15 protein-coding genes are annotated in these 17,016 nt (G+C 46.1%); 9 read left to right on the top strand and 6 right to left on the bottom strand.

Annotated elements, in window-relative coordinates:
- Positions 1-129 precede the first annotated feature (129 nt).
- A complete protein-coding gene (locus BKE30_RS00135; protein WP_076876647.1) occupies positions 130-645 on the bottom strand; it encodes a glycine zipper domain-containing protein in 516 nt (171 codons plus the stop codon).
- Between the two features lie 344 nt (positions 646-989).
- Here BKE30_RS00135 and prfA point away from each other — a divergent pair, with 344 nt between their 5' ends.
- The 8 genes from prfA to BKE30_RS00095 all read left to right on the top strand — a co-directional run bounded on the left by prfA (position 990) and on the right by BKE30_RS00095 (position 7,808).
- The gene (prfA, locus tag BKE30_RS00130; RefSeq protein ID WP_076876646.1) at positions 990-2,078 is read left to right on the top strand and encodes a peptide chain release factor 1; all 1,089 of its coding nucleotides are present in this window, start codon (positions 990-992) and stop codon (positions 2,076-2,078) included.
- Positions 2,079-2,187: 109 nt separating this feature from the next.
- Positions 2,188-3,006: a peptide chain release factor N(5)-glutamine methyltransferase gene (gene prmC, locus BKE30_RS00125; protein WP_076876645.1), complete on the top strand. Its 819-nt coding sequence runs from the start codon at positions 2,188-2,190 to the stop codon at positions 3,004-3,006.
- Entirely contained in the window at positions 3,007-3,825 is an 819-nt protein-coding gene (locus tag BKE30_RS00120) for a polymorphic toxin-type HINT domain-containing protein (RefSeq protein ID WP_076876644.1), read from the top strand.
- Positions 3,826-3,829: 4 nt separating this feature from the next.
- Positions 3,830-4,591 (top strand): HesA/MoeB/ThiF family protein, encoded by a 762-nt coding sequence (locus BKE30_RS00115; RefSeq protein ID WP_319822922.1) that lies wholly within the window; start codon positions 3,830-3,832, stop codon positions 4,589-4,591.
- Between the two features lie 132 nt (positions 4,592-4,723).
- A complete protein-coding gene (locus BKE30_RS00110) occupies positions 4,724-6,037 on the top strand; it encodes an ABC1 kinase family protein (protein WP_076876720.1) in 1,314 nt (437 codons plus the stop codon).
- A 168-nt stretch (positions 6,038-6,205) separates the two neighbouring features.
- Positions 6,206-6,580, top strand: coding sequence for a dihydroneopterin aldolase (folB, locus tag BKE30_RS00105; protein ID WP_076876642.1), 375 nt, complete (start codon positions 6,206-6,208; stop codon positions 6,578-6,580).
- Complete coding sequence (locus BKE30_RS00100) at positions 6,555-6,974, top strand: 2-amino-4-hydroxy-6-hydroxymethyldihydropteridine diphosphokinase (protein ID WP_227518276.1); 420 nt, start codon at positions 6,555-6,557, stop codon at positions 6,972-6,974. The genes folB and BKE30_RS00100 overlap by 26 nt, the downstream gene beginning before the upstream one ends.
- Positions 6,975-7,055: 81 nt before the next feature.
- Positions 7,056-7,808: an alpha/beta hydrolase gene (locus BKE30_RS00095; RefSeq protein ID WP_076876640.1), complete on the top strand. Its 753-nt coding sequence runs from the start codon at positions 7,056-7,058 to the stop codon at positions 7,806-7,808.
- A gap of 59 nt (positions 7,809-7,867) precedes the next feature.
- On the opposite strand, the gene BKE30_RS00090 is transcribed toward BKE30_RS00095, so the two are convergent.
- Both BKE30_RS00090 and BKE30_RS00085 read right to left on the bottom strand, forming a co-directional pair.
- Positions 7,868-9,070: an acyl-CoA dehydrogenase family protein gene (locus BKE30_RS00090; RefSeq protein WP_076876639.1), complete on the bottom strand. Its 1,203-nt coding sequence runs from the start codon at positions 9,068-9,070 to the stop codon at positions 7,868-7,870.
- Positions 9,071-9,098: 28 nt separating this feature from the next.
- Positions 9,099-10,400 carry an acyl-CoA dehydrogenase family protein gene (locus BKE30_RS00085; protein WP_227518275.1) on the bottom strand — a complete coding sequence of 434 codons (1,302 nt, stop codon included), beginning with the start codon at positions 10,398-10,400 and terminating at the stop codon, positions 9,099-9,101.
- 344 nt (positions 10,401-10,744) lie between these two features.
- Here BKE30_RS00085 and BKE30_RS00080 point away from each other — a divergent pair, with 344 nt between their 5' ends.
- Positions 10,745-12,274, top strand: coding sequence for a flavin-containing monooxygenase (locus BKE30_RS00080; protein WP_076876637.1), 1,530 nt, complete (start codon positions 10,745-10,747; stop codon positions 12,272-12,274).
- A 93-nt stretch (positions 12,275-12,367) separates the two neighbouring features.
- Here the strand turns inward: BKE30_RS00080 and BKE30_RS00075 are convergent, their stop codons facing one another.
- The 3 genes from BKE30_RS00075 to purH form a co-directional block, all read right to left on the bottom strand.
- The gene (locus tag BKE30_RS00075) at positions 12,368-13,741 is read right to left on the bottom strand and encodes an ABC1 kinase family protein (protein ID WP_076876636.1); all 1,374 of its coding nucleotides are present in this window, start codon (positions 13,739-13,741) and stop codon (positions 12,368-12,370) included.
- A gap of 271 nt (positions 13,742-14,012) precedes the next feature.
- A complete protein-coding gene (gene purD, locus BKE30_RS00070) occupies positions 14,013-15,305 on the bottom strand; it encodes a phosphoribosylamine--glycine ligase (RefSeq protein ID WP_076876635.1) in 1,293 nt (430 codons plus the stop codon).
- 123 nt (positions 15,306-15,428) lie between these two features.
- A complete protein-coding gene (gene purH / locus BKE30_RS00065; protein ID WP_076876634.1) occupies positions 15,429-17,006 on the bottom strand; it encodes a bifunctional phosphoribosylaminoimidazolecarboxamide formyltransferase/IMP cyclohydrolase in 1,578 nt (525 codons plus the stop codon).
- Positions 17,007-17,016: the final 10 nt, after the last annotated feature.

Below are 17,016 nucleotides of genomic sequence, written 5' to 3'. Positions count from 1 at the left end.
GAGTTCTTTCATAAATTATCGTCTTGCCTTTAAAAGAGCTATAATATTAGAAAAGGCCACCTGAATAGTTTGGTGGCCTTTTTTTTGTAAATCGTTAACCTGACTTACCGTATGCTGTGCAGTAAGCTATTAGTCACGGTAATAATGTTTGCGATGTTTTTTGGCCTTGTAGTTTACACGCTGCCAGTTACGGTCGTTCCATTTGTTATAGCGTGCTTTACGGGCTTCAAGACGATCACGGCGTGCCTTTTCAGCTTTTTCTTCAGCTTTATCCTTGGCAATTTTATTGCCCAGAGCTGCACCACCAGCAGCGCCTACCGCAGCACCAATCAAGTCACCATTTTGCAGGCCAGTATTACGGCCAACGGTATAACCACCCACAGCACCCAAACCGCCACCCACAGCGCTTTCTGTACGGCTACGCTTGTCACTGGCTGCTGCCGAACCACCTGCGCCACCAATGGTTGCTCCAATCATGGCACCGGATTCACCACCCAGTTGACGGCCTACAGTAGCCCCAACCACACTGCCTAAAGCACCGGCTGCTGCAACCCGTGTGGTATTGTCAGCATAAGCAACATTACTCATTCCAATTAAACTTGTGGCAGACAGCACACCCGTTAATAAAAGTGACGTGAATTTCATAATTTTTCTCCTCATCCCAGCTACAACCGAGCTGCTAGTTAAATAAATGTTAATTGTTCTTAAATGTTTCACTGTAATATTTAGTAATAACTTTAGACGCTTCACGTTAAGGATAGCCAACTTAAAGTATTAATCATGGATTTTGCCGGTTAATTGTCTTTAAAACCCAGTTTGGCTTCTTAACTTCTTCAATATGCCTCGCCATACAGAATATTTTTGCAGTCTTTTGGATTTTAGCCAGTGAATGACTTACACTATGCCGCCTAAAAATCAGTTTGCATCTGGCTGTTGTCAAGCCAGCCCCTAAGTTATTTTTGTCCCGTTTTGCGAGATTATTCAAGGTTATGAAGTCATCACTCCGTTTGCGTCTGGATCAATTATCTGACCGGTATGAAGAATTAAATGCCCTGCTGTCTGATGCAGAAGTGATTTCTGATAACCAGCGTTTTCGCAAATTGTCACGCGAGCACAGTGAACTGGAAGAAATTACCCAGGTCTGGAGTGCTTATCGTCAGGCGGAAAAAGACAAGGAAACTGCTGAGGCTATGCGCAGTGATCCTGAATTTCGTGATATGGCAGAAGAAGAAATTCAGGAAGCCAAAGCCCGGATTGAAGCGCTGGAAAATGATTTAAATGTGCTGATGATTCCCAAAGACCCCAATGATGCCAACTCGGCATTTCTGGAGATCCGCGCAGGAACAGGCGGGGATGAAGCAGCAATTTTTTCGGGTGACCTGTTTCGCATGTATGAACGCTATGCACAAAATACAGGCTGGCGCGTTGAGATTTTGTCAGAAAACTTTGGCGAGCACGGTGGCTACAAGGAAATTATTTGTCGGGTTGAAGGCGAGGGTGTATATGGCCGCCTGAAGTTTGAAAGTGGGGCGCATCGGGTACAGCGCGTGCCAGCCACTGAATCGCAAGGCCGTGTGCATACCTCAGCCTGTACGGTTGCCATTTTGCCTGAAGTCGACACCGACCATACTGTAGAAATTAACCCGGCGGATTTACGTATTGATACCTATCGTGCATCGGGCGCAGGTGGCCAGCACATTAACAAAACCGATTCGGCGGTGCGGATTACCCATATTCCAACCGGTACGGTGGTGGCGTGCCAGGATGAACGCAGCCAGCACAAAAACAAGGCCAAAGCCATGGCGTTGCTGGTATCACGGATTGAAGATGCCAAACGTTCGGCACAGCAAACTGCAACTTCGGAAGCCCGTCGTGATCTGGTGGGTTCCGGTGATCGTTCTGAGCGTATTCGCACCTACAATTATTCGCAGGGCCGCATTACCGACCATCGCATTAACCTGACGTTATATAAGCTGGATGCAGTAATGGAAGGTGACTTGAATGAATTGCTGGATAACCTGCACCGCGAATATCAGGCGGACCAACTGGCTATGCTGGCCCAGCAAAACGGTGGCTAGTTTCGAGGGTTAGTGAGCTTGTCGAACTACAAGCTCAGCGACCATTTCGAAAATCAAGTGACTGTTTCGAAAATTTCAGCGTCTGGCTATAGTAGAGGCACAGCATTAAATGAACATTGCGCAGGCATTGGATTATTACGGCGCGCCAGACAGTTTTGAGCGCCGTGAATGTAGTTGGCTGCTTGAGCATATTTTGGCAATTAACCATCTGACCTTAAAATATAAATCTGATCAGCCATTAACACCTGATCAGGAACAACAATTTTTGCAAGGGATTCAGCGGTTAAAACAAGGTAAGCCCTTGGCTTATGTCATTGGTGAACAGGAGTTCTGGTCATTACGCCTAAAAGTAACGCCTGATACTTTAATTCCAAGGCCAGATACCGAAATTCTGGTTGAGCAAGCCTTAGCATTGATTAATTCAGAACAAAGATTATGTATTCTGGATTTAGGGACAGGCAGTGGGGCAATTGCTTTGTCCATTGCCAAAGAACGTCCGCTATCAAATGTCATTGCTACTGATTTTTCCAGTGCTGCAATACAGGTAGCCCAGCACAATGCAATGTTAAATCAGATTAGCAATATACGGTTTTTGCAGGGTAGCTGGTATCAGGCTTTAAATACTAGCTATCAATTTGATGTGATTGTTTCCAATCCACCGTATATTGATGAGCAAGATCAGCATTTAATTGATTTAACCCATGAACCGATTACCGCACTAACCGCAAAAAATCAGGGCTTGGCTGATCTTAAAGTGATTATTGGGCAATCACCGCAATGGTTAAAACCTGCTGGATGGCTGCTGGTAGAGCATGGCTATGATCAGGGGCAGGCCGTGCAGCAACTGTTTAGTCAGGCTGGCTTTAATCAGGTAAAGACGGTAAAAGATTATGGTGGTAATGATCGGGTGACATTGGGGCAGATTTAAATGAATACTTTAAAACAAGTATCTGGTTTTGCCGCAGGTACATTTGTACATACTGCTGAAGGCTGGACACCGATTCAGGATATTAAAGTCGGGGATATGGTACTGTCCAAACCAGAAAGTGGTGAGGGTGAAACCAGCTATAAACCGGTACTCAATACTTTTGCGTATGAAAATAAGGAACTGTGGATAGTTGAAGCTAGGAAACACTGGAGTGATGAAGATATTCATGGAAAGCTAATTGACAATAATATTTTTCGTTATACGCAAAATACAACTGAATTTATAGTTACCCCCAATCATCCTGTGTGGGTAGTGGGGATAGGTATTTGGAATGGCGAAAAGAGTCTTGAAAGTGTCATCCCCTATCCGCAGCCTCAGTGGAAACGGGTAGATCAGTTACAGCAATATGAAGTCATCGTTAATAAGGATAATGTGCTGTTCTATATTAAAAAGGCACAACCTTTATATCAATTTAAGGCAAAAGAATTATCAACGGTTGATCCAAGTATTGCATGGTATCAGCAGCATTATTATGTGTCACAAGACCCTAGCGAAACCGAAGACATTGAGTTTTATAACTTTAAGAAGGGCACTGCTATCGATGTTGAATATTGTAAACAGAAAAGCTATATCGTTGGAAGTGCTCTTACTGACAAGCCAGGCGTGGGGTCTGATCAGCCAAACGATTTAAAGGATATAGCGGGACAATATATTCCATTTATTGATACAGTCTATAATCTGGAAGTTGCTGATAACCATAGCTTTTTTATTGATTCTATTGGTATTTTTGTTCATAACCTCAAAATCTTAAAAGACTAATATCTTGCCAAAATCTCAACTTACCAACTCTGAACTCCTGCGCTATAGCCGCCAAATCCTGCTGCCTGAATGGGATATGGACGCGCAGCTTAAACTAGCTAATGCCCGCGTATTGATGATCGGTGCAGGGGGATTAGGTAATCCCGCAGCACAAATACTGGTGCGTGCTGGTCTTGGCTTTTTGCGATTGGTTGATTTTGACAGCATTGAGGAAAGCAACTTACAACGTCAGTTTTTATTCCAATCCAGCGATGTTGGCCTGCCAAAAGTTGAGGTTGCAGTACGCGAACTGCAAAAAATTAATCCGTGGACAACGCTTGAAGCAGTAGATCTAAAAATTGATGTGGATCACCTGCCCGAGTTGCTGGCTGATATTGATCTGGTACTGGATGGCTCAGATAACTTTGCCACACGGGATATGATCAACCAAGCCTGTGTACAGGCCAACGTACCGTTATTGTCGGCAGCAGCCATCGGGCTGGAAGGACAAATTGCTTTTTTTCAGCCGGAGCAGGGTTGCTATCGTTGTCTGTTTGGTAATGGCTTAAATGACGATACCCGTCAATGTGCTGAGTCCGGTGTACTGGCTTCAACCACGGCTGTTATCGCCAGCTTGCAAGCACATCATGCCTTGTTATATCTGGGTTTGGGTCAGGCTCCGCTGGCCAACCGGCTGTTAGTCTGGAACGGCATCACCATGCAGCAGCGTGTGCTGAAATTTGCCAAAGACCACAGTTGCCCAATTTGTAGTCGTCCAGTCTCTTAAGTCAAACCCAAGCCGCATAAATGCGAGTAAGATAAATTACAGCAAGATAACAACCGATAATTTATACTCAAATTATTATTTCTCATGATGGCAAAAATCATTAGTGTTCTGCCTGAAATTGAAGGATTTTCCATGATTAAAAACCCTACGGCTAAAAAACAGATACTTAATAGCTTGCGCTCAGTCGCCCGTCTTGGCGAAACTGCTGGTGTGGTGCTTCGTGCAGGGATCCGGCATGCAACTGATGCTGCGCCAACCCCGCAATTGCTGCGTGAAACCTTTGAGCAGCTTGGGGCAACCTATATCAAGCTGGGTCAGTTTATTGCCAGCTCGCCGTCCTTGTTTCCACGCGAATACGTTGAGGAGTTCCAGCGCTGTCTGGATCAGACTCCATCTTTGCCATTTAGTTATATTGAGCAAACTTTAAAAGAAGAATTTGGTGATACACCGCTGGAGAGCATTTTTCAGCATATTGAACAGGCACCACTGGCTTCGGCATCCATTGCACAGGTGCATGCAGCAACACTGGTAACTGGTGAAGATGTGGTGATTAAAGTGCAAAAACCGGGCGTGCAAACCATTTTGCATACTGACCTCAATGTCGTATACGGTGTGACCAGGCTGTTTGAAAAGGTCGTGCCGAAACTGAAATTTGCCTCACTGTCTGAAATTGTTGATGAAATCCGCAGCCGGATGGTGAAGGAAGTGGATTTTGTGGCTGAAGCGCAAAATATTGAAGATTTCCAGCAATTTCTGGATGCTACCCAAAATACGCAAGCAGTTGCGCCCAAGGTTTACCCTCAGGCATCTACCCGCCGTGTGTTAACCATGCAGCGTTTGTATGGCCTGCCACTTACTGATCTGGAAGTGGTTAAACAATATGCCAAAGACCCGGCGCAAGTGCTGATTAGTGCCATGAATACCTGGTTTGCCAGCCTGATGATGTGCAAAAGCTTCCATGCTGACTTGCATGCGGGCAATTTATTACTGCTTAAAGATGGTCGCATTGGTTTTATTGATTTTGGTATTGTGGGTCAATTAAAGCCGGAAGTGTGGGGTGCAACCATTGGCTTTATGGATGCCTTGCAGCACACCAATTATCACGAGATGGCCAAAAATATGGTCAATATGGGCATGACCCATACCAAGGTTGATGTTGATCGTCTGGCACAGGATATGGAAAAACTATTTTCCGGTGTGCTAATGGCTGACCCGCAAAAAGTAATGTCTGGCGATGTGGCCGATTTAAATGCCATTATGCTGGATATGGTGGGTGTGGGTGAGCGTCATGGTATTCACTTTCCGCGTGATTTTGCCTTACTGATGAAGCAGATGCTTTACTTTGACCGTTTTATGCGTGTTCTGACGCCGTATATGGATGTGTTTAGTGATTCCCGCCTGCAACTGTTACAGGAATCTGAGCCAACGTCCAAACTCATTCACTAATTGGCTATAGGCAAAGAGAGGACTACAGTCTTGATCTTGAATATCTAACAGCTTATTGTGAAAAAATACAGGCAAATAAGTCGTTTCCCCTAACGATGACATTGCCTGTTTTTATTGAAACTCGAGTAGAATAGCCACTGGTTACAAGGTCGCGCCTGATGGGGTTACGTGGATAAAGTCATTATTGAAGGATTGCAGGTTGATGCAGTTATTGGTGTTTTTGACTGGGAACGCCAGATTCTACAACCGGTTATTGTTGACCTTGAGCTGGGCTGCGATATTCGTCGTGCTGCGCAAACCGATGACATTCATGATGCAGTGAACTACAAGGCCGTGTGTGACCTTGTCAGTGATTTAATTATAGACACTAAGGCACAGCTGATTGAAAGGCTGGCCGAGCTCATTGCCCAAACAATCCTCACAGACTATGCTGTGGTTGAACACATCAGGGTAACGGTGCGTAAGCCAACAGCCATTCCCAATACCACCGCAGTAGGCATTTGCATTGAGCGCAATCGTGACTCTTTACGCACTTGCCATTAGTAGTAACCAGAACCGCGAACACTGGACACGCTATGCGATGCAGCAGCTAGAGGGTTTGGGCGAGTGTCAGTTTTCAAGGATTTACCAGATTCCATGCCGGCAGGGTAAGGGTGCTGACTACTATAATCTGGCTGTACTGCTGCAAACGCACTTAAATTTTGCGCAGCTTGATGCATTTTTAAAACAACTGGAAGTACAGGCTGGCCGCATTCGTCCTTCACATCATATTCCACTAGACATGGATATTGTGGCACATGGAGCAACGATAAGTTCTCTTCAGCCTGTGGCATCGCGCCTGCCTTTGCCTTTTGATGCAGTTAAGCCATTGTCCGAGCTGTGGCAAGATTGCCCGGCTGCTGATGCAAGTATGCCTTACCAGATTGTTAATCAATAAATAAGCAATTAACCAGACAGTTACTGAGTTCCGGTCAGGCCTTGTTACACTGAAAAGCTCCATTTAAGCCTTAAGATTTGAATGTTTAAACTTGCACGTCCTAAGCCTATCTTTCATCCAGCTGCTGAGCCTGCAAACGCACATGCTGTGTTGTTATTGCATGGTTTTACTGGCTCGCCGCTTGATTTAAAAAAACTAACCAACTTTCTGAAAAGTCAGGGTTTTGCCTGTTATGTGCCTATTTATAGTGGTCACGGACTGGGCGCGGAAGCCATTGTCAAAACCAGTATGGCGGCTTGGTGGCAGGATGCCCACAATGCTTTTGATTTTTTGCATAGTCATGGTTATGGCAAAATAAGTGTGGTTGGCCACTCAATGGGCGGGGTTTTTGCCTTACGGCTGGCCCAGCAATATGCACTGGCAAGTGTAACGACTTTGTGTTCGCCGATTATGAAACGTCCTGTTGATTATCTAAAACGTCGCCTGATTAGTTATGCAGAAGAATATAAAAAGTTTGAGCAAAAACCTGCCTTGCATATAGCAGAAGAAGTAGCACAATTTGCCAAATCAGATTTTTCTCTTTTACAAGGCTTAAGTGATTTTACTGAAACCACCGGACAGCATCTGGCAAAAACTGAATGCCCGGTGCAAGTATTGCAAGGGGAGCTGGACGATGCCTGTTATCAGGATAGTGCAGCACTTATATACGATCAGGTTGGTTCAACAGTAAAGGAAATCAAAGCATACCCCAATTCTGGACATATGCTGATGTTGGAAGCTGATCATCAGAAAGTATTTAGGGATATTGCAGGGTTTTTAAAATCTGTTAAGTGATTTTGAATCGATTCAATATGGATGCAGCCTCGTCAAAGTACTGCATCCATGAGTTAAATCTATTTCAATTCACTGGAAGATTTACCCAGCTCACGACGGGCAATAATCAGTTGCTGAATTTGCTGGGTGCCTTCAAAAATATCCAGAATTTTGGAATCCCGCGCCCATTTTTCCAGTAATTCATCTTCGCCATAACCCACACTGGCAGCCAGCTCTACACATTTTAAGGTAATTTCACTGCCAATCCGTCCAGCCTTGGCTTTGGCAATAGAGGCTTCCTTGGAGTTTGGCATCTTATTGTCTGCCATCCAGCATGCCTTGATGGTGAGGAGGCGCGCAGCTTCCCATTCCGCTTCCAGACGGTAAATGGTGGCGGCAATGTTGCTGGTATTTAACACAGGGGTGCTGTAGTTTGGATCAAGCTGGTCTTTAAAGATTTCCTTGATGCGCTCCAGTGAGGCTTTGGCACAACCGACTGCCATGGCGGCAACCAGTGGACGGGTATTGTCAAAGGTTTCCATCACACCGGCAAAACCTTTGGCTACGTCAATTTCAGCATTACCCAATAGATTTGCAGCCGATACGCGGCAGTCGATAAAGCTAATCGCAGCGGTATCTGATGCTTTAATGCCCAGCTTGTGTTCCAGTCGCTCGACGGTCATGCCGGGTGTGCCTTTTTCTACCACAAAAGACTTGATCGCAGCGCGGCCCAGTTTTTTGTCCAGTGTCGCCCAGACCACCACACAGTCAGCACGCTCACCGCTAGTAACAAAGATTTTTTCGCCGTTTAAAATATAATCATCACCATCTTTGACCGCTGTAGTACGAATCGCTGCCGAATCTGAACCACAACCCGGCTCGGTAATGGCCATGGCGGCCCATTTGCCTTTAAAGCGGTCCAGTTGCTCGTCATTGGCAACCGCGGCAATGGCCGAGTTACCTAGGCCCTGGCGTGGCATGCTGAGTAGCAGGCCGGTATCGCCATAGCAAAGTTCCATAATACCTAGAGCAGTGGACATATTAGAGCCATTACGGACACCGTCTTCCTGCTTTTCACCGCGCTTGCCCGCTGTTGCTGCACCAGCTTCAGAGCCGCCACCGGCATTCATGCCATCCAGCAGAGATGCCAGCATGTCCAGTTCCTTGGGATAAGCATGTTCAGCCTTATCATATTTGCGTGAAATTGGACGAAATACATTCAGGGCAACTTCATGCGCCTGATCAACCATCATCTTGAATTTTTTTGGATTTTGTAAATTCATTGTCGTGTTCCTTTAATTTTGGCGTAAATCAGGCATGCAGGCCGGAATGCATAATGGCAGTGGCCCGCAAATCACGATACCAGCGCTCCACCGGATGCTCCTTGGTATAGCCATGGCCACCAACAATCTGTACTCCATCGTTGCCAATTTTCATGGATTTTTCATTGCAGAGCAGGCGGGCCAGATAAGCTTCACGGTGAAAAGGCTTGCCCGCTTCAGCAAGGCTTGCTGCATTCCACACCAGCATGCGCATGGCTTCAATTTCAATTGCCATGTCCGCAATCATGAAGGCCACACTTTGACGATGGGAAATTGGTTCGCCAAAAGCTGTGCGTTCATTGGCATAGCTGATGCAATATTCCTTTACAGCCTGACAGGTACCGACAGCCAGTGCACACCAGCTTAATGCTCCCAAGTCCAGAAATGCCTGATAGTCAAAATCATCATCAGTCAGCAGGGCAGCCGGGGTATTACCAAATTGCAGTGTTACAGTCTGGCAGGCTTTTAAACCCATGGCCGGGTTCTGGCGTATGCCAATAGTGTCGTGTTTTTCCACCACAAAAATATTGGGCTTGCCATTGAGCATGGCAGCCACCAAAAACACCTCGGCCTGTTCGCCCAGAACAACCAAGGTTTTTTCACCGGTAAGCTGGTAGCCCTGATCGGTCTGGCGTGCCTGGGTTTTAAGGTCATTCGGGTTAAAAGCCGGGGTTGCTTCCAGCACGGCGAAAGTGGCTGATAATGGTGTATCTTCGCCAAAGGCAGGCAGGTATTTTTCCTGCATCTGGGTTGTACCCCAGCGTGTAATGGCGTTGGCTACGCTTAATGGCGTTAGAATACTGGCAGCAAGGCTAAAGTCACCATGGCCCAAGTCTTCGGCAATTAACACGTTTGTCACTACCGATTGCTCACTGGCCACACCGCCGTAGCTTTCAGGCAAGGCATAAAACAGCAAGCCCAGTTCCTGTGCCTGTGTCGTAATGTCAGCAGGATAATTAGCCTGATCATCTGCCTGATGTGCGGCAGGACGAAGCACTTCGGCAGCAAACCGTTGCACAGTGTCCCGAGTCATTTGCTGCTCATCGCTAAGGCTTAGGTCAAACAGGTTCTTGGAAGTTGCTGGAAGGCGTTGCTTGCCTGTGCCCGAAGCAGGCCTAAACTGGCGTGAGGCGCTACCCAATAGCTGAAAACCGGATTTACTGCCCTGATACAGGGTTTTTTCCAGCAGCTTGCGCATTTTTAACTGGTCAATTAAATCACTGGCAGCAAAGCGGGTAAGCAGGTTCAGTCCAAAGCCTTGAGCCTTGTTCATGGTTGTATTTGTAGTCATGCGGCAGATATTCCTTCGTACCTGTAGGATGCTTAAAATCCTGACACAAAAAAAACCAAAGCCCCATTGCTGAACTGACTGACATTAAAATTTAAAAACTGTCTTTTTTGTCATTTAATAAATTAATTATGCTTTTGAAATAAAATAATAATTTTCTAAAAATAGAAGGCTGTATTTACGCTTAATTGGCTTAAATGACCAAGAATACTTAAAAATGACTGGTGTGTTGACAGTATTAGCAGAAAAGCGAACACTGCCCACTTGCGTATTTAAACTGTTTTTGACAATATTCATTGTCATTTACAAGATTTACCCAGCGATTGAAAAGCAAAAAGGATGTTTACATGAGTCAGCCTGCGACCCAAGTTTTGGCCAATACCGCCACCGGACTGGATGCGTCTGTATTAATAATAGGAGCCGGTTTTAGTGGTATGGCAATGGCCATTGCCCTGCAAAAGGCAGGGGTTGATTTTATTATGCTTGAAAAGGGCAGTGACGTTGGCGGAACATGGCGCGATAACGTATATCCGGGGGCAGCCTGTGATGTACCGTCTCACATGTATTGCTATTCCTTTGAGCCAAACCGCTGGTCACGTTCGTTTGCTGCACAGCCTGAGATTTTTGATTACACCAAGAATGTGGCGCAAAAATATCAGTTATATCCTCATGTGCGTTTTAATGTTGAAGTAACTGGCGCGCATTACAATGACGACAACTGTACCTGGCAGGTAGATACAGCCAGCGGTCAGCAATTCCGTGCACGTACCGTGGTGTCAGCCCGTGGCGCGCTACATATTCCATCTTATCCCAATATCAAGGGCCTGCATGACTTTAAGGGCGTGACCATGCACTCTGCCAAATGGGATCATTCAGTAGATTTGCAGGGCAAGCGTATTGCGGTCATTGGTACAGGTGCCAGTGCCATTCAGGTTGTGCCCGAAATGGCCAAAGTGGCTAGCGAACTGTATGTATTCCAGCGTACTCCGGCATGGGTGTTGCCCAAAGCCGATTTTGCCTTTAAAGAAGAAACCAAGGACAAGTACGAAAAAAGCCTGCTGGCACGCAAGTGGTATCGCAATAAGATTTACTGGATTCTGGAGGCTAGTGCGGCTGGTTTTGTGATTGATCCACGCATTATGAAGTATGGACAAAAACTGGCCTACAAAAACCTGCAACGGGTAAAAGACGAAACCACCCGTGCGGCCCTCACACCTAATTATACTATGGGTTGTAAGCGGGTCTTGTTATCCAATAACTATTATCCAGCCTTTAATCAGGATAATGTGCGTCTGGTGGGTGGTGGCGTCACTGAAATCACTGAAAATAGCGTAAAGGCAAATGGCCAGGATTATCCGGTTGATGTGATTATTTACTGTACCGGATTTGATGTAACCAATCAGGCCAACCAGTTTGATATTACTGGCAAGCATGGCAAGAGTATTCAAACCCACTGGAAAAATGGCATGCATGCCTATTTGGGCATTAGCAGCTATGATTTCCCCAATGCATTTTTCCTGCTGGGGCCAAACACCGGCCTTGGCCATAATTCGATTATTTTTATGATTGAATCGCAGGCCAGCTATATTGCCCAAGCACTGAAATACATGAAAAAGCATAAGCTCAATACACTTGAAGTCAAGCAGGAAGCCGAAGACGGCTTTGTGCGGGAGATGCAAAAGCAAAGCGACAAGTCAGTATGGAAATCCGGCTGTAATAGCTGGTATCTGGATGAAACCGGACGTAATACCACATTATGGCCCAGCTTTACCTTTATGTACTGGCTTAAAACCCGTAGCTTTGACCCATCCCGATACACCAGTGAGAAGAAATTGCCACGGCTAAATCCAATCAAGCGATTGTTGGCCAAAGTATAAATTTTCACGCGGCTTTTAACAAAATTTAAGCGTCAGGCAAAATAAAAACCGCAGTCAATCTGCGGTTTTTTTATAGGATGCTATTTTACCTGTTTATAAATGTGCTTCCAGCATTTTGCGCATGTTGGTGTGTGCATCAATCACCGTCATAAAGGTATACGCACCAATAAACTTGCGGCTAATAAACATGAATTCCTTGGGCGGTATACTAAAGTAACGTGAGGCCATGGATTCACCAGCCTGCTTGATTACCCGTGCATGCAACTGACTCTTGCGCCAGTCATATTTGCCATCAGCATCCATAATATCCGGTGGAAGGTCAGGGTTATTTTGTAGTGAGCTAAAGCTCTCGGTAGCCAGCAGGAATACTTTGGCCATACCCGGTTTAACGCTGGCTGGCATCTGGTCAAAGAAACTATAACCTTGCATGGCGTCAATCATTTTATTCAGGTCATGGTGATAACCCGCAATGATAAGGCCACGTGCCACATTTAATAAATTCTGGTCAAACTGGCGAATGGCACCAAAATCCAGCAGTACAATCTTGTCTTCAATATCCTTGCCATTGCCCAGACGTACCAGATAGTTACCAAAGTTGGGGTCAGTCTGCATTTCGCCCCATTCAAAGATTTCACGAATGGTGACTTCCAGTGAGGCTTCACCCAGTTTGTCACGACGTACTTGCGGCAGGGACAGCATCACCGGACTGTTTACAGGCACGCCGCGCTCAAAGGTCATGCACAGCACACGGTCAGTGCAGTATTCATTAATAATTTGCGGAACAATATAGCGGCCATCATCTTTTAGGCGCTCGTAAAAGCGCCGGGTGGTGTCTGCTTCCATGTGATAGTTGACTTCGCGGTGCATCATCTCGCGCACTTCTTCAAACCACTCGTCAAACTCGCGGGTTTGCGGCACCATGCGGGTGAGTTTTAGCATGTTACGAAATAGGCTCATGTCTGAGTCAATCGCTTCGGCTACACCGGGGTACTGGACTTTAAGCACCACTTCAAGGCCATCAGACTTACGCACTGCACGGTGTACCTGCGCCAGTGAGGCAGTGCCAAGAGGCTCATGGTCAACTGTCAAATCATCCAGCTTGGCACCCAGCTCATTACGCAATTGGGTCTTAATAGCAGGCCAGGATAGGGCAACCGTATTATTATTTAAGGTATGCAGTGCTTCAGTAATTTCTTCTGGCAAGAAATGCTCGCCATACAGTGCCATCATCTGGCCAATTTTGACAATTGAGCCTTTGAGCTTGCCAATTTCCTGTACCAGATAATTGGCCTGTTCGCTCATGGCCTGCTTGCGTTTTTTACTTTTGGTTTCTTCATCGGCAAACATGCTGCTTGCGTTGGCAGTTGCCCAACGGGTTCCAGCTAAAAACGAGGCTTTAGCAATTGAAAAGCGGCGATCAAATGCTGACGTTTTAAGCTGGTCAAGTTTATCTGAACGATCAGACATATTTGCGTTATCCTCAAACTAAAATGGGATGTAGTGCTCATTTCAAAGACTTGTTATTTTAGTGAAAGAAGCAAAGCCCTTCAGTAACAAATCAGTGTCTGTTAAAGCGCTTTGGTTTTTTCAAGTAATTGATTTAACCATTTTTTGCAATAACAGCACGGCAAAAAGAAACCGCTTTTAACACGGTAAGTCAAAAGCGGTTTTACTATTGTAACAAAAGTTTAAGTCAAAATTGGCAGTCTACGACTTTATATTTCAAGACTTAATTGCATTAAGTGCTGGTATTTTGTTCACGCTCAATGGCCCGATAACCAATATCACTGCGATATTGCATGCCATCAAAGGTCACCTGACCACAGACTTCCAGTGCGGCAACCTGTGCTTCTAGTACATTATCGCCCAGTGCAGTCACACACAGTACACGACCACCGCTGGTCAGCACATGTCTATCTTCGCTAAGCTTGGTACCTGCATGGAATATTTTGGTGTCTTCAGGTGACTGATCCAGACCTGCAATCACATCATTGGTTTGGATGTCACCGGGATAGCCTTTGGCCGCCAGCACAATACCTAACGCAGGGCGTTTATCCCATTGGGCATCCTTGGGCAGGTTGCCTGCAATACCGGCTTCTACCAGTTCTACCAGTGATGATTGCAAACGCATCATAATCGGCTGGGTTTCCGGATCACCAAAACGGCAGTTAAACTCAATCACACGGGGCTGGCCTTGCTCATCAATCATCAGGCCAGCATATAAAAAGCCCGTGTAAACGTGGCCATCAGCGGCCATGCCATCCACGGTTGGACGCATCACTTGAGTCATAACCCGTTCAAATACATCCGGTGTGACCACAGGAGCCGGGGAGTACGCACCCATACCACCAGTATTTGGCCCTTGATCCTGTTCAAAAATGCGCTTGTGATCCTGACTGGTGGCCATGGGTAGAATATTGTTGCCGTCAATCATGCAAATAAAGCTGGCTTCTTCACCTTCCAGAAACTGCTCAATCACCACGCGTGAACCAGCCTCACCAAACTTGTTGCCAGCCAGCATATCGTCTACTGCTTCAAAGGCTTCAGCAATTGTCATGGCAACAATCACGCCTTTACCAGCAGCCAGACCATCGGCCTTGATGACAATGGGTGCACCATTTTTTTGAATGAAAGCCTTGGCCGCATCTACTTCGGTAAACACATCATAAAATGCAGTAGGAATGTTGTGGCGCTTTAAAAAGTGCTTGGCAAATGCTTTGGAGCCTTCCAACTGCGCTGCATACTGGGTTGGACCCCAGATTTTTAAATCTGCTGCACGGCAGGCATCAACCACGCCGTTGACCAGTGGCGCTTCGGGGCCAACAATAATTAGATCGACATGATTGGTTTTGGCAAACTCAACAATAGCCGCGTTATCCAGAATATTTAAGGCAACATTTTTGCATTTGCCTTCATACGCAGTACCTGCATTGCCCGGTGCAACAAAAATAGTCTCAACACGAGCATCCTGTGCGCATTTCCATGCCAGTGCATGTTCACGTCCGCCACTACCCAGAATTAAAATTTGCATATTGTTTTCCTTGAAATTCCCTCCCTTGTTCAGGGGAGGGTCAGGGTGGGGTTTTACCCCTCTAATTCCCCTTTTGCGAAGCCAAAATGCTTTAATCGCATTTTGTTCGCAGGGGACAACATATTAATGACGGAAATGGCGAACGCCGGTAAATACCATGGCTATGCCATGTTCATCAGCCGCTGCAATGGTTTCAGCATCGCGCATTGAACCACCCGGCTGAATAATGCACGAAATACCCACAGCCGCTGCATTATCAATTCCATCCCGGAATGGGAAAAATGCATCAGATGCCATGACGGCTCCCTGAACATTTAAACCGGCATGTTCGGCTTTAATGGCAGCAATACGGGCAGAGTTAACCCGGCTCATCTGGCCTGCACCAATACCAATGGTTTGACGATCTTTAGCATAAACAATGGCATTGGATTTAACGTACTTAGCCACTTTCCATGCAAAAATCAGGTCATGAATTTCTGCTTCTGTCGGGGCACGCTTGGTGACTACTTTTAGATCAGCCTCAGAAATAATGGCCAGATCCTGATCCTGCACCAGTAAGCCGCCGGTCACACGTTTGAAATCCAGTTGGCTGGCACGCTGATCCAGTGCAGGCAACTCGCCACACACCAGTATACGCACGTTTTGCTTGGCCGCGGTAATTTCCAGTACGCCATCTTCAATGGCTGGTGCAATAATCACTTCAACAAACTGGCGATCAATAATGGCTTTGGCGGTTGCTTTATCCAGTGTGCGGTTAAAGGCAATAATGCCGCCAAAGGCCGATTCGGGATCAGTAGCGTAAGCCAGATTATAAGCTGCTTCAATTCCATCCAGCGATACAGCAACACCACATGGATTGGCGTGTTTTACAATTACGCAAGCTGGTTTAGCAAAGGATTTTACACATTCCAGTGCGGCATCGGTATCGGCAATATTGTTATAGGACAATTCTTTGCCTTGCAGCTGCTTGGCGGTGGAAACCGACGCTTCGCACGCAGTGCTTTCCACATAAAAAGCAGCAGCTTGATGCGGGTTCTCACCATAACGCAAGTCTTGTGCTTTCAGCAGTTGCAGGTTAAAGGTACGGGCAAAGCGGTCAGCCTGCTCATTTTCCTGCTTGTTCACACGTGCGCCTAAATACTGGGCAATCATGCCGTCGTATTGGGCAGTATGTTCAAATGCTTTTACTGCAAGGTCAAACCGGGTAGCATGCGAAAGCGTTTTACTGGCTTTTAGTTCATTGACTATAGTGCTGTAATCGCCAGCGTTAACCACAATCCCTACAGATGCATGGTTTTTGGCTGCTGCACGCACCATGGTTGGGCCGCCAATATCAATATTTTCAATTGCATCTTCAAGCGAGCATCCCGGTTTTGCGACAGTCTGTGCAAAGGGATAGAGGTTAACAATAACCAGATCAATTGGCGCAATGCCATGTTCCTGCATGACGGCTTCATCCAGCCCCCGACGCGCTAAAATACCCCCATGAATTTTGGGGTGCAGGGTTTTCACCCGGCCATCCATCATTTCCGGGAAACCTGTGTGTTCAGAAACTTCAACCACAGGAATATTATTTTCCTTTAATAGTTTATAAGTGCCACCCGTAGACAGCAGCTCAATGCCAAGCTCATTCAAGCTTTTGGCAAATTCAACAATACCGGTTTTATCGGATACAGAAATTAATGCGCGTGAGACAGTCATATTTCGTCAG

Origin of the sequence: Alkanindiges hydrocarboniclasticus (assembly GCF_001982605.1) — a bacterium.
In the GTDB taxonomy this organism is placed as follows: Bacteria; Pseudomonadota; Gammaproteobacteria; order Pseudomonadales; family Moraxellaceae; genus Alkanindiges; species Alkanindiges hydrocarboniclasticus.
This window is presented reverse-complemented; position numbering and strand designations above follow the sequence as displayed.